Source organism: Bradyrhizobium sp. USDA 3650, assembly GCF_054057395.1.
Genome location: NZ_JBSRZG010000001.1, coordinates 5,899,914 through 5,913,649 on the forward strand (window position 1 = coordinate 5,899,914; position 13,736 = coordinate 5,913,649).

9 protein-coding genes and 2 pseudogenes are annotated in these 13,736 nt (G+C 64.2%); 9 read left to right on the forward strand and 2 right to left on the reverse strand.

Features of this window, described 5'->3' with window-relative positions:
• Positions 1 to 100: 100 nt before the first annotated feature.
• From ACVIN2_RS27680 to ACVIN2_RS27715, 8 genes and pseudogenes are all read left to right on the forward strand, one after another.
• Complete coding sequence (locus tag ACVIN2_RS27680; protein WP_456768000.1) at positions 101 to 2,185, forward strand: hydantoinase/oxoprolinase family protein; 2,085 nt, start codon at positions 101 to 103, stop codon at positions 2,183 to 2,185.
• Positions 2,186 to 2,187: 2 nt separating this feature from the next.
• Entirely contained in the window at positions 2,188 to 3,846 is a 1,659-nt protein-coding gene (locus ACVIN2_RS27685; RefSeq protein WP_456768001.1) for a hydantoinase B/oxoprolinase family protein, read from the forward strand.
• 39 nt (positions 3,847 to 3,885) lie between these two features.
• Positions 3,886 to 4,884 carry a TRAP transporter substrate-binding protein gene (locus ACVIN2_RS27690; RefSeq protein ID WP_456768002.1) on the forward strand — a complete coding sequence of 333 codons (999 nt, stop codon included), beginning with the start codon at positions 3,886 to 3,888 and terminating at the stop codon, positions 4,882 to 4,884.
• A gap of 4 nt (positions 4,885 to 4,888) precedes the next feature.
• Positions 4,889 to 5,482 (forward strand): TRAP transporter small permease subunit, encoded by a 594-nt coding sequence (locus ACVIN2_RS27695; protein ID WP_456768003.1) that lies wholly within the window; start codon positions 4,889 to 4,891, stop codon positions 5,480 to 5,482.
• A gap of 34 nt (positions 5,483 to 5,516) precedes the next feature.
• Positions 5,517 to 6,821: a TRAP transporter large permease gene (locus tag ACVIN2_RS27700; protein ID WP_456768004.1), complete on the forward strand. Its 1,305-nt coding sequence runs from the start codon at positions 5,517 to 5,519 to the stop codon at positions 6,819 to 6,821.
• A 357-nt stretch (positions 6,822 to 7,178) separates the two neighbouring features.
• Positions 7,179 to 8,898: pseudogene (locus ACVIN2_RS27705) on the forward strand (outer membrane protein assembly factor BamB family protein).
• Positions 8,899 to 8,960: 62 nt separating this feature from the next.
• Positions 8,961 to 9,353 carry a c-type cytochrome gene (locus tag ACVIN2_RS27710; RefSeq protein ID WP_456768005.1) on the forward strand — a complete coding sequence of 131 codons (393 nt, stop codon included), beginning with the start codon at positions 8,961 to 8,963 and terminating at the stop codon, positions 9,351 to 9,353.
• 33 nt (positions 9,354 to 9,386) lie between these two features.
• Complete coding sequence (locus ACVIN2_RS27715; RefSeq protein ID WP_456768006.1) at positions 9,387 to 10,154, forward strand: substrate-binding periplasmic protein; 768 nt, start codon at positions 9,387 to 9,389, stop codon at positions 10,152 to 10,154.
• Positions 10,155 to 10,240: 86 nt separating this feature from the next.
• On the opposite strand, the gene ACVIN2_RS27720 is transcribed toward ACVIN2_RS27715, so the two are convergent.
• Positions 10,241 to 10,885, reverse strand: coding sequence for a glutathione binding-like protein (locus ACVIN2_RS27720; protein WP_027570319.1), 645 nt, complete (start codon positions 10,883 to 10,885; stop codon positions 10,241 to 10,243).
• A 116-nt stretch (positions 10,886 to 11,001) separates the two neighbouring features.
• On the opposite strand from ACVIN2_RS27720, the gene ACVIN2_RS27725 reads away from it, so the two are divergent.
• A complete protein-coding gene (locus ACVIN2_RS27725) occupies positions 11,002 to 11,646 on the forward strand; it encodes a TetR/AcrR family transcriptional regulator (RefSeq protein WP_456768007.1) in 645 nt (214 codons plus the stop codon).
• Positions 11,647 to 11,719: 73 nt separating this feature from the next.
• Here ACVIN2_RS27725 and ACVIN2_RS27730 read toward each other — a convergent pair.
• Positions 11,720 to 13,688, reverse strand: a pseudogene (locus ACVIN2_RS27730) (cache domain-containing protein).
• Positions 13,689 to 13,736 lie beyond the last annotated feature (48 nt).

The following is a 13,736-nucleotide window of genomic DNA, read 5'->3' on the forward strand; positions in this document are numbered from 1 at the left end:
CCAAGCAGAATAGCTGGACACAGCATGTTCCTGTCACCCATGGCATGGAAATTGCTGCGCTTTTGTCCTCAGTCTTGACGATCAGCACGGAGAATTTGGAATGCTTGAGGGAGCCGAGGTGCGGCTTGCCGTCGATATCGGTGGCACGTTCACCGACATCGTGCTGGACGTGGGGCAGGATCGCAAGACGCGCAAACTGCTGACGACGCCGCAGCGCCCCGAACAGGCGGTGCTCGATGGCATGCGGCTCATTCTCGCCGATGCGCGCGCCCATATCAGCGACATCGACGTCTTCATTCATGGCACGACGCTGGCGACCAACGCCATCATCGAGCGTCGCGGCGCCAAGACGGCGCTGATCGCGACGGAGGGCTTTCGCGACGTGCTCGATATCGGCACCGAGAGCCGCTACGACCAGTATGACCTCTCCATCGACAAGCCGAAGCCGCTGGCGCCGCGATCCCTGCGCTTCACCGTGCCCGAGCGTATCGACGCCCACGGTGGCGTCCGCCTCCCGCTGGACGAAGCTGCGGTGCGCGCGCTCGCGCCACGGTTGCGCGCGCTGAACGTCGAGAGCGTCGCGGTCGCTTTCCTGCACTCCTACGCCAATCCCGAGCATGAGCGCCGCACGGCCGCGATCATCAGTGAGGAGATGCCCGACATTTCCGTGACCGTATCGTCCGCGGTGTGCCCGGAGATCCGCGAGTATGAGCGCACATCGACTGCGGTGGCCAACGCCTACGTGCAGCCGCTGATCGATGGTTATCTCGCCCGCATGTCCGACGCCTTGCAGGTCGAGCAGTACCGCGGCGCGATCTATCTCGTCACCTCCGGCGGCGGTGTCACCTCGATCGAGACGGCGCGGCGCTTTCCGGTGCGTCTCGTCGAATCCGGGCCTGCCGGCGGCGCCATTTTCGCGGCGCAGATCGCGGCGCGTCTCGGCGAGAGCAAGGTGCTGTCCTTCGACATGGGCGGCACCACGGCAAAGATCTGCCTGATCGAGAAATACCAGCCCGAGACCTCGCGCGTGTTCGAGGTCGATCGCGCAGCACGCTTCCTGAAAGGTTCGGGTCTGCCGGTGCGGATACCCGTGATCGAGATGGTCGAGATCGGCGCCGGCGGCGGCTCGATTGCCCATGTCGACGCGATGAAGCGCGTCACGGTCGGTCCCGAAAGTGCCTCGTCGGAGCCAGGGCCCGCCTGCTATGGCCGCGGCGGCCTGCGCCCAGCGGTGACGGATGCCGACGTTGCGCTGGGCATGATCGATCCCGACGATTTCGCGGGTGGAACGATCAAGCTCGACCCTGAACTCTCGAAGCAGGCGCTGCTGCGCGCCGTGGGCGAGCCGCTGGGTCTGTCGGCTGAGACTGCAGCCTATGCCGTGCACGAGGTCGTCTGCGAGAACATGGCGAGCGCGGCGCGCGTGCATGCGGTCGAGCGCGGTGAGATTGTCGGGCAGCACACGCTGATCGCCTTCGGCGGCGCGGCGCCACTGCATGCGGCGCGCGTCGCCGAGAAGATCGGTGTCTCCCGCGTGATCGTCCCTTCCAACGCCGGCGTCGGCTCGGCCGTGGGCTTCCTTGCGGCTCCGATCGCCTACGAGCTGGTGCGCAGCCGTCATGTGCGGCTCGACGATTTCGACACCGATGGTGTTTCCGACCTGCTCCAGGAGATGGTGACCGAAGCGCGTGCGCTGGTCGAAACGGGGGCAGCAGGCGCGCCGGTGCGCGAGCGCCGCGCGGCGTTCATGCGCTATGTCGGCCAGGGCCATGAGATATCGATCGAGTTGCCGAACCGGCGGTTGGCGACGGCCGATCTGGCCGGCCTGCGCCAGAAGTTCGAGGCGGATTATGCGGCGATGTTCGAGCGGTCGATCCCGGGTGCGGCGATCGAGGTGTTGAGCTGGTCCGTGCTCGCGACGACCGAGGCGCGCAATCCGGCCACGGTCGCGGCCGTGACGCGCAAGCCGGCCGGGAAGGCGACCGGTAGCCGCAAGTTCTTCGATGGCCGGGCAGGGGAGGTGATCGAGATCCCGCTCTACCGCCGCGAGGACATGGCGCCGGGCGCGACGATTGCAGGTCCCGCCGTGATCGCGGAGGACGAGACCTCGACGTTCGTCTCCAACAGTTTTGATGCCCATATCGACGGTGCCGGCAGCATCGTCATGGAACGGAAGGCGGCCTGATCATGAGCAAGGCAAGCGGCGCGAGCCTGATCGACCTTCAGATCATGTGGCACCGGGTGATCGCCGTGGTCGAGGAGCAGGCGCAGGTGCTGCTCCGCACCGCCTTCAGCCCGATCGTGCGCGAATGCGGCGACCTCTCCGCCGGCGTGTTCGACCTCAAGGGACGGATGCTGGCGCAGGCGGTGACCGGCACGCCCGGCCACGTCAACTCGATGGCGGAATCGGTCAAGCACTTCATCGCCCACTTTCCGATCGAGACGATGAAGGAGGGCGACGCCTACATCACCAACGATCCCTGGATGGGCACCGGCCATCTCAACGATTTCGTCGTCACCACGCCCTGCTTCAAGGACGGCAAGCCGGTCGCGCTGTTTTCCTGCACCAGCCATCTCATGGACATCGGCGGCATCGGCTTTGGGCCCGACGCCACCGACGTGTTCATGGAGGGGCTCTACATCCCCATGCTGAAGCTGATCGACCAGGGCGTCGTCAACGAGACGCTGATGGCGATGATCCGCACCAACACGCGGCTGCCGATCGACACCGAGGGCGACACCTACTCGCTAGCCGGCTGCAACGATGTCGGCTGCGAGCGCCTGGTCGAGATGATGACCGAGTTCGGCATCGACTCGCTCGATGCGCTCGGCGACTACATCTGCGACCGCTCGCGCGAGGCCGTGCTGGCCGAGATCGCCAAGCTGCCGAAGGGCACCTGGCGCAACACCATGGTGGTCGACGGCTATGACGCGCCGGTCTCGCTCGAGGCGACGCTGACGATCTCGGACCAAGGCATTCACGTCGATTTCGACGGCACCTCGGCCGCGTCCAGGTTCGGCATCAACGTGCCTCTGTCCTACACCATCGCCTACACCGTGTTCGGTCTCGGCTGCGTCGTCGCCTCGCAGATCCCGAACAATGCCGGCTCGCTCTCGCCGCTGACTGTGTCGGCTCCCCCGGGCGCGATCCTCAATGCGCCGAAGCCGGCGCCGGTCGCCTCGCGTCACATCATCGGCCAGATGCTGCCCGACGTCGTGTTTGGCTGCCTGCGCCAGATCATTCCCGAGCGCGTGCCCGCGGAAGGCACATCGTGCCTGTGGAATCTCAACGTGCGCGGACAGACCCGCTCGGGTGCCGGCGGCAATTACGGATTCTCGATGGCGGTGACCTCCAATGGCGGCACCGGCGCGCGCTTCGCCAAGGACGGGCTGTCGGCGACCGCCTACCCCAGCGGCGTGCGCGGCACGCCGGTCGAGATCGCCGAGACGCAGACGCCGCTGATCTTCTGGCGCAAGGAGCTGCGTCCGGATTCCGGAGGGGCAGGGCGCACCCGGGGTGGCCTCGGCCAGATCATCGAGGTCGGCAGCGGCGTCGATGCGCCGTTCGACATCCTGGCGGCATTCGACCGCATCGATCATCCGCCACGCGGCCGCGATGGCGGCAAGAACGGCGAGGCCGGCTATGTCGGCCTGAAGTCCGGCAAGAAGCTGCGTGGAAAAGGCTTTCAGCAGGTGCCGCCGGACGACCGGCTGGTGGTGCTGACGCCAGGAGGCGCCGGCATCGGCGATCCCCGGGAGCGCGCGCCGACAGCCGTCAACGACGACATCGAAAGCGGCCTCGTGTCTGGCGACAACGCGGTTGCAGTTTATGGGCATACGCGATGACGCTTCAGGCGTCGTGCGCGTAGCAAACGGAGGGGCTCAATGATCACGCGACGGACTTTTACGGCGGGCGCAGCGACGCTGCTCGCAGCCGGCCACATCTCGACCCGCGCGCGAGCTGCGACGGTGAGCTGGGACATGTCGACGGTATGGCCCGACGGCAATTTCCACACCCAGAACGCGTTTGCCTTCGCGGAGGAGGTGAAGAAGCAGAGCGGCGGATCGGTCGCGATCACCGTGAAGGCCGGCGGACAGCTCGGCTTCAAGGGCCCCGAGCATCTGCGCGCCGTGCGCGACGGCCTGGTGCCGCTCGCCGACGTCCTCAATATTCAGCAGGTCGGCGACGAGCCCTTCATGGGCGTCGAGAGCATTCCCTTTCTCTGCGGCTCGATGGACGAATTGAAGGTGCTGCACAAATATGTGCGGCCCGAATACGAGAAGGTCGCCGCGCGCAACAACCAGAAGATCCTCTACATCGTGCCGTGGCCGACGCAATATCTGCACCTCAAGGTCAAGGTCGCCGATGTCGACGGCTTGAAGAACATCAAGATCCGCGTGCCCGACAAGAACGCCGTCGATATGCTGGCCGTGGTCGGCATGGCGCCGGTGATGATTCCCTGGGGCGAGACCATCCCGGCGCTGGCTTCCGGCGCGGTCTCCGGCGTCTCCACCTCGGCGGTGTCGGGCGTCGACGGTAAATTCTGGGAATTCCTGAAATACATCTACCCGACCAACCACGTCTGGTCGTCGCAAATGCTCACCGTCAACCTCGATTCCTGGAAGGCACTGAGCGCCGATCAGCAACAGCTCGTCGCGGGTATCGCCGCCAAGATGGAGCCGGGCTTCTGGGCGAACTCGCTCAAGGCGGACGTCGACAGCCTCAACCGCCTCAAGGAAGGCGGCATGGAGGTGGTGCCGGTCTCGGAAGCGATGATCACGGATATTCGCGCCAAGACCGCGCCGCAGCTCGACGCTTTCGTCAAGCGCGTGCCGGCAGCCGACAAGCCGGTGCGGGCCTATCTCGCCGAAATGAAGCGCTGAGGCCATGGTCAGCGTTTCGCCCGCGGCTCCGCAGAGTCTCAACGCAGCGGCGCCGGCGCCGCTGCGCATCCTGCTCGACGGCATCGACCGTCTTGGCCGGTTGGACGGATGGATCGGGGGCGGCTGCCTCTTGATGCTGACGCTGCTGATGCTGTGCGAGGTCGCAACGCGCTTCCTCTCGAACTTCCTGCCGTTCTTTCCGCCCACGATCTCGATCGCGTGGGAGTATTCCTCCTATCTGATGGCGGCGTCCTTCACCTTCGGCGCCGCCATGACCCTGCGCGTCGGCGGCCATATCCGTGTCGTGCTGCTGCTGAAGAACGTCCCCGCTCCGTTTCAGCGCGCGATCGAAATCCTGTCGGCCGCCGCGGGCTTCGCCTTCATGGCCTTCTTGACATCGTCGATGGCGAAGTTCGCCTTCGGCGCCTATGTGCGCGGCCAGGTTTCGACCTCAAGCGACACCCCGCTGTGGTTTCCGCAGGCCGTCGTCACCTTCGGCATGCTGCTGCTGACGCTGCAGTTCCTGGCGCGCGCGATCCAGGCCGTGCTCGGCCTGCCGCTGGAAGATCACCGCATGAAGGCCTCGCCCGTCGAATGATCGCCCACGCGCCAGCCAGCGGACACCGGATTCCATGACCATCGAAGTCGTTGCACTCTTTGCGATCCTGTTTGCGCTTCTGGCATGCGGCGTATGGATCGGCCTGACGCTTGCGCTCACTGCGACGCTGCTGCTGGCGATGTTCCGCTCGATCCCGCTCGACAAGCTGCTGCCGCAATACGCCTGGAACATCTTGACGACGCAGGAGCTGCTGGCGTTGCCGCTGTTCATCCTGATGGGCGAGCTGCTGTTTCGCACCCGTCTGTCGCGTTCGTTGTTCCAGGGACTCGCGCCCTGGGCGGGGCTGCTGCCGGGTCGTCTTCTGCATGTGAACGTGATCGGCTGCACCATCTTCGCGGCGATCTCCGGCTCGTCGGCGGCGACGACGCAGGTAATCGGCCGCATGTCGCTCAACGAGCTCACGCGGCGCGGCTATTCCCGCGACATCGCGATCGGCTCGCTCGCCGGCGCCGGCACGCTTGGCTTTTTGATCCCGCCATCCAACATCATGATCATCTATGGCGTGCTGGGCGACGTCTCTATTCTCAAGCTCTTTACCGCCGGCGTGCTGCCCGGCCTTCTGCTGGCGGCCACCTTCATGGGATGGGTGATGCTGCACACGACGTTCAACCGCACGCTGGTGCCGGAGTCCGAGGCAAAGCTCTCGCAGGTGCCGTGGCGCGAACGTTTTGCGGCGCTGAAGGATCTCGCGCCGGCGCTGTTCCTGATCGCCTGCGTGCTCGGCTCGATGTATGGCGGGCTGGCGACGCCGTCGGAAGCCGCCGCGGTCGGCGTGTTCGGCGCCGCGCTGGTCGCCTGGGCGCAGGGCTCGATGTCGCAGCAGGTGATGCGCGACGTGCTGATCGGCTCGGTCGTGACCTGCTCGATGATCGCGCTGATCGTGCTCGGCGCCTCGATCATCGGCAACGCCGCGGCCTTCCTGGGCATCCCGCAGGCCGTCGCCGCCTTCGTGAAGGGCTTGGGGCTATCACCCTTCATGCTGATCGTGGTGCTGATTATCTTCTACCTGATCCTCGGGTGCTTCCTCGACGGCTTCTCGATGATCGTGATGACGCTGCCGATCGTGCTGCCGATCGTGAAGGGCGCCGGCTTCGACGAGATCTGGTTCGGTATTTTCCTGGTGCTCGCCGTCGAGATGGCGCAGATCACCCCGCCGGTCGGCTTCAACCTGTTCGTGATCCAGGGCCTGACCGACGACGGCCTCGGCTACATCGCGCGCGTCACGATGCCGTACCTGCTCATCATGGTCGGCTTCGTGCTGCTGCTGACGCTCTGGCCCGGCATCGTCACGATCCTCCCGCGCGTGCTGTACGGGTAAATTCTTCCTCCGGCCTTGGCGCTATCGCGTCCGCCCGCAGCAGTCTGAGACTGCGAGGCCAAACGAACCGGACAGCGCAACTGACGTTTGTGATCCGCGCCGCGCGTCAAATTCGCGCCGTGCGCGTGTTCCATCTTTGCGCTCCTCGTCATCCGGCGTACGCTGCCGGAGCGAGGATAAGCACAACTGCAACCAGTCCAAAGACGTAGCACCTTTTGGCGATGTCCGCCGAGAGAGATCGAGAGCCGTTGGCGGCTCATATGCGATGGAGAAGAACCGACAGATAGTGGACCGCAACATCCCTCGCGGCGGCGTCTGTGAGACGCAAGTTAAACAAACATAAAGCGGGAGGAACGGATGAAGAAGCGTTGGTGTAAGTCTGGTCTACCTCTTATTGCCGGCGCGACGCTGATGGTGTCGTCGGCCTTGGCCCAGTCCGTGGATACTGCGCGGATCGAGAACGGCGGTCAGAACGATTGGCTGACCTATCACGGTTCATACAAGTCCTATCACTACAGCCCGCTGGCGCAGATCAATGCAAATAATATCGGCAATCTGAACGTTGCCTGGACCCATATTCCAGGACGCTCGACCCGCGGCCTGCAATCGATGCCCCTCGCGGCGGATGGCGTGCTCTATTACTCGGGTTCTTACAGCCGGGTTTTTGCGCTCAACGGCGCGACCGGCGAGGTGATCTGGTCCCATTTTCCGGAGCTGGACGAAGCCCTGATCTCCCGTCAGACCCATTCCCCCTACAATCGCGGCGTAGCGCTCGGCGAGGGCAAGGTTTTCGTCGGCACCATGGACGGCAGGGTTCTTGGCCTGGATATGAAGTCGGGGAAGGTCCTCTGGGAAACCAGGCTGATCGACTCCCAGAAGCTCACGGTCGGTTTCACCGGTGCACCGCTTTACGCGAAGGGTACGGTGATCATCGGAGCGCAAGGCGGTGAATGGCCGGGCCGCGGCCCGATCTTCGGCCTGGATGCCACCACCGGGAAGAAGAAGTGGGAGTTCTTGACCGTCGCCGGCACTGACGAGGCCATGAAGACGTGGGGAAACGATTCCTGGCGCACGGGCGGTGGCGGTGGCTGGATGCCGGGCACTTACGATTCCGAGACCAACACGATCCTGTGGGGCACCGCAAACCCGGCGCCGCTCTACGATTGGTCGGGCGCCGATTACAAGACGCAAGGCGCGCGTCCCGGCGACAATCTGTACACGAGTTCGGTGATCGGTCTCGACGTCGATACCGGCAGGCTGAAATTCCATCATCAGGAATTGCCGCACGATGCCTGGGACTTCGACAGCGCGGTCGGCGAGTTTGTGATGCTCGAACGCGACGGTCAGAAGTTCGTGGTTCACCCGAACAAAGGCGGTTTCGTCTTTGTCTATGACCGCAATCTCGCCGTGAAGAATGTCTGGCGGCTCGTTGAGAACATCAATTTCGTCAAGGATATCGATCCCAAGACGGGTGCCTTGATCGGCCGTCGCGACTTCAGCGCCGGGAAGGTCACCGAACCGCCGCTGTGCCCATTCATTGGCGGCGGCGTCAGCTGGAACGCCGGCTCCTACAACCCGAAGACCGGCCTGTACTACAAGATCGGCCAGGAATGGTGCATGACGCTCGACGTCCAGAAGACGACGCCGGTTACAGCGCCCCAGGTCCAGCTCAACATCGGCGCCGATTTCAAGATGGTACCCCCTCCGGGCGGAGAGATTTATGGACATCTCGACGCGCGCGACCCCATCACCGGCGCCAAGAAGTGGGAGGTTCGCTATCCCGAGCCGCCGCTCGGAAGTGTGCTGTCGACTGCGGGCAATCTCGTATTCGTGCCCGACTCCCGCGGGATCCTTCATGCCTACGATGCCGAAACTGGGGCCGAGCTGTGGAATCACAACAACGGCACCGGCCACCAGGGCGGCATCGTCAGCTATTCCGTCAATGGCAAGCAGTACATTGCCGTGGCCGCTGGCTTTGGCGGCATGCTGGCGGACGAATACGCGCCAAACTTCGGCGGGCGTCTACAAGAGCATGCCGCGTGATGACGGGGCGCTCGTCGTCTTCAGCTTGAAATAGATCATCGCAGATTGCCGGGGAGCAGGCGTAAGCTTGCTTCCCGTGCATTGGAATTTCCGGGCGTGCTTCAGGACATCGTGCTTCAGGATATGGAGCTGGATACCTTGAACTTGCATTTGAAGAAGATCACCGCGCTGCTATCGGCGGTGCTGGGCGCCTCGTCGCTGTATGCCGCACCGGTTCAGGCGCAGTCTGCCGCTCCCGTACCCGACAACGGGACGTTCGACGTCGAGCAGTTATTCGCAGGGACTTGCGGCTTTTGTCACTCCGCTGGCGGCCGGGCTGCCGGCAAAGGACCGCAGCTGATGAATTCGCCGCGCGACGACGACTATCTGCACAGCCGTATCAAAAACGGCAAGTCTGGTGCGATGCCGGCATTCGGCGGGGCCTTCACCGACGCGCAGATCGACCAGATCGTCAAATACATCCGCGCCCTGAAGCCGCGCGAGGGCTGAATGGACCAGCCGATGTCGATACGAGAACGCGGAATGAAGACAGTTCTCCTGCTTGTGGTCGGCGCCGTGATCGGATTGCTGAATCCTGCGCAGGGGCGGACCCTGGACGCGATCCGCGCGTCCGGTGTGCTCGGATTATGCGCCCATCCGAACTCGCTTCCGTTCGCAAGCAAGGCCGCCGATCCTCCCGGCTTTCAGATTGAATTGGGCCAGGCGCTGGCACACGAGCTCGGGGTGTCGCTGCGGCTCGACTGGATCATCACCCAGTACCAGATGCGGAGCGCCGGATGCGACATCGTTCTGGATGTCATCGCCGACCGCGAAGCGCAGGGTGAAACCCGCCTGAGAATCTCGAAACCGTATTATCGCACGGGCGTCGCGCTCGCCGTCCCCTCATCCAGCGCGCTCGCCTCGTTCCAGAGCCTCAACGAGCATACCAAGGTCGGCGTGCAGGTCGGATCCGTCGCTGCCATGATCATCAGTCAACGGCACGTCCCGACGTCGACTTTCGGCTTCGAGAGCGACAGCCTCGATGCCTTGTCAAACCATGAGATCGATGCCGCTGCGGTCACACCCACTGCGGCGAGTTATTTCAATCTGACGCATCCGGACAAGCCGTTTCGTATCCTGGATCGCGACGAGTCCGTAGCCGATCTCAACTGGAATGTCGCGGTCGGCATGGTCCGTCCGGATGATGCATTGCGCGACACCATCGATGGAGCGGTTGAACGGCTGCGAAACGACGGCACGATCGATCGGATATACGGCCGCTACGGGGTCGTAGTGCAGATGCCAAAATAGCCAATTGTTCCGGGCGCGTCAGTCGCGCTGTTTAACCCGTCGCCCCGGCCGAATTGTCCGGAACGACGGGTTATTTCGAATGTCGCTTACGCCGCGGCCTTCTTCCGCGCCTGCTCGGCCTTGTACAGCTCGAACTCTTCCGCGATCGCGCGTGCGACGGACGGCCGTTGACGCAGGCGTTCGTAATAGGCCTTCACGTTCGGCCATTTCGCGAGCTCGATCGGCGGCGTCGCCATGGTCCAGTTGATGACCGTGACGAGATAGGCGTCGGCGACGCTGAAATGGTCGAGCAGGAAGTCGCGCCCCTTCAGGTAATTGTCGAGATAGTCCAGCCGCGACAGGTTCTTCTCCAGCGCATAGGCTTTCGTCTCCTGCGGCGCCTTGCGGTCGAGCACCGGGATGAACAGGCCCTTGTGCAGTTCGGTGCCGATGAAGCAGAGCCATTGATGCAGCCGCGTGCGATCGATGCCCGCTGCGGCGCCGAGGCCCGATTGCGGGAAGCGGTCGGCGATATATTGCAGGATCGCGGCGTTCTCGGTCAGCACCACGCCTTCATCGGTGCGCAGCGTCGGCACCAGGCCGATCGGATTCACGGTCCGGAAATCAGTGCCGTCGCTCAGCACTGTCTTGGTCGGCGGATCGACTTCGAGATAATTGGCTTCCGCTCCGGCTTCATACAGCGCGACGCGGCTCGCCATCGAACAGGCGAGGGGCGAGAAATAAAGATCCATCTTGAGCCTCCTTGGGCAATTCCTCGATGTGACTTTCGGAGTGTCGCTCAACCTGGCCAGATTGATTTTTGTACTGTCTTGCATATTATAAAGACGGTCAAGGATTAAATTGCGAAATGGTACAAAAATCGAAGCCGCCAACTGCTGCCAGTGAGCCCAAGCGCCGCGGCCGTCCGCGCGCCTATGAACCCGACGTCGCGCTGGGCAAGGCGCTCGACCTGTTCCGCACGCAGGGCTTCGCGGCGACCTCGCTCGACGATCTCAGCGAAGCCACCGGCATGAATCGCCCTAGCCTCTATGGCGCCTTCGGCGACAAGCGCGAGCTCTACATCAAGAGCTATCAGCGCTACCGCGAGGAAGCGCGCGCATCGATGGTGGAGATCTTTCGCCAGGAGATGCCCGTGCGCCGGCGGCTGGAGCGCATCTTCGCCTCCGCGCTGAACATCTATCTCTCCGGCGAGACCGGTCCGCGCGGCTGCTTCACCGTGGTCACGGCGGCCTCCGAAGCGGTCGGCGATCCCGATATCCGGGCCATGGTGCTCGATGGCCTCAACGAGCTCGACAAGGCATTTGCGAGTTGCTTCCGCCGCGCCAAGGAGAAAGGCGAGTTGTCCGAGAGCGCCGATCCCGCCGTGCTGGCGCAGCTCGCTTCAGCGACCGTGCATTCAATTGCCATCCGCTCCCGCGCGCGTGTGTCGCGGAAGGAGCTCGAGGCGATCGTGAAGGGGGCGATCGACCTGATGGTGGGAGGAAAGAGCTAGGCGATTGCGTGGCGCGAGCTATCTCCCAAACGTCGTCCTGGCGAACGCCAGGACGACACTGAGTTGTAGCCCGCTACGCTGCGCGAATATGCGCCAGAAAACGGTCCACCTCGTCGCGCAGCCGCTGCGATTGTTTCGACAGCTCGATCGCCGAGCCCAGGACTTCCTCGGCCGCTGTTCCCGTCGCGGCGATGGCCGGCGGTGACGCCCGCGATGTTTTGCGAGACCTCGCCGGTGCGGGCGGCTGCCTGCTGGACGTTCTGCGCAATCTCCTGCGTCGCGGTGCCTTGCTGGCCGACGGCGGCGGCAATCGCGGCGGAGATCTCGTCGACTTCCTGGATGGTTGCGCAGATCGACTGGATGCCGTCCACTGCGCCGGTGGTCTCGCCTTGTACCGCCGTCACCTGCGCGCCGATCTCCTCGGTCGCCTTGGCGGTCTGGGTTGCCAGCGCCTTCACCTCGGAGGCGACCACCGCAAAGCCGCGGCCGGCTTCGCCCGCGCGCGCCGCCTCGATCGTCGCGTTGAGTGCCAGCAGATTGGTTTGCTCGGCAATGCCGCTGATGAAGGAGACGACGTCGCCGATTTTTTGCGCGGCGTCGGCCAGACTCTGCACACGCTCATTCGACCGTCGTCCGTCGCTCGCAGCTTTGCCGACCACCGCCGTCGCGTGCGCAAGGCGCCGGCTGATCTCGGTCATCGACGACGATAGCTCTTCCGCGGCGGCAGCAACCGTCTGCACATTCTCGGAGGCGAGCGCCGAGGCCGACGACACCGTGCCGGTCTGCTGCCGTGATCGCTCGACGATATCGGACATCGAGCGCGCCGTGTTCTCCATCTCGACCGCGGCCGAGGAGACCGTGGTGACGACGTCGCGGATGCTGGCTTCGAAATTGTCGGCGAGCGCGGCGAACGCGCGCCGTTTCTCCGCTTCGGATTGCGCCTTAGTGTCGGCCTGTTCGGTCTGGAGCCGGTTGAAGTTGAGGGCGTTGTCGCGGAACACCGCGACAGCCTTGACCATCGCGCCGACCTCGTCATTCGCCTTGCTGGCGGGGACGGCGACATCGAGGTGTCCGTCGGCCAGCTCGCGCATCACGGTGGTGATGGAAATGATCGGACGCGAGATGCTGCGGGCGATGAGATAGCCGACGATGGCGGCGAGCACGAGCCCGAGCGCGGCGATGCCGAATGCCAGCAGCCAGGCACGGTCGGCAGAGGCCACATAGTCGGCATTGTCCATCACCAGTTCGACCGCGCCGAGGGACTTGCCGGAAAAATCCCTGATCGGTCCGAGCAGCGCGGCCACCGGCGTGGTGTCGAGCTTGGCCTGCCGTATCGTGAAGTCGCCGCCGGCGGCGCGGCCGTAATCGGCCGCGTCGAAGAAGCGCTTGCCCTTCAGTGTGCCGCCGAACAGCTTGAAGCCGCCGCCGTCCGCGAGATGGAAGGCGATGTCGACATGGCGGTTGCTCTTGAAGTCGTCCAGAAAGGACTGGCCGAAGGTCAGGCCAAACTCGACTGAACCGAGATGCTTGCCGCCTTGCGCGATCGGCACGACGCCGCGGATGCCGAGCCCGGCCAGGCCACCCTCGAGGCCAACCACGACCTTGTGCTCCTGGTTGGCGATGATCACGGTTTTGCGGAAGCCCGAGAGGTCGTCGCCAAATTTAGCAGGCTGGTGCACGCGCAGGAACGAGGTCGCGGGTGCCACGTGGAACTGGAACTGTTCGACGCCGTACTCCGATTTGGTCGCGGCAAACACCGGCCCGAACAGGCCGACTAGGGCGTTGCGATCCTGTTTGGCCATCGCGTCCTGCGTCGCTGGTATTGCGGCGACGACGGCGCTCATGGCGGCGGCGCGGCGGGACTCCTCAGTGATGCGCGATTGCAGGGCATCGTAATGGCTGCGCAGCTCGCGCTGGTCGGCGCGGTCGATGATCCCCGCGATGATCCACATCGCCCCGAGCACCGCAAACAGCGCCGTCGCGGCTGCCGTCACCGCCAGCGCAACCGTGATCCGCATCCTGAGGCCGAGCGTGAAGCGCATGTCCGACTCGTTCGTTGAGCGTTAATTAACAACGCCTATCAACTTCTC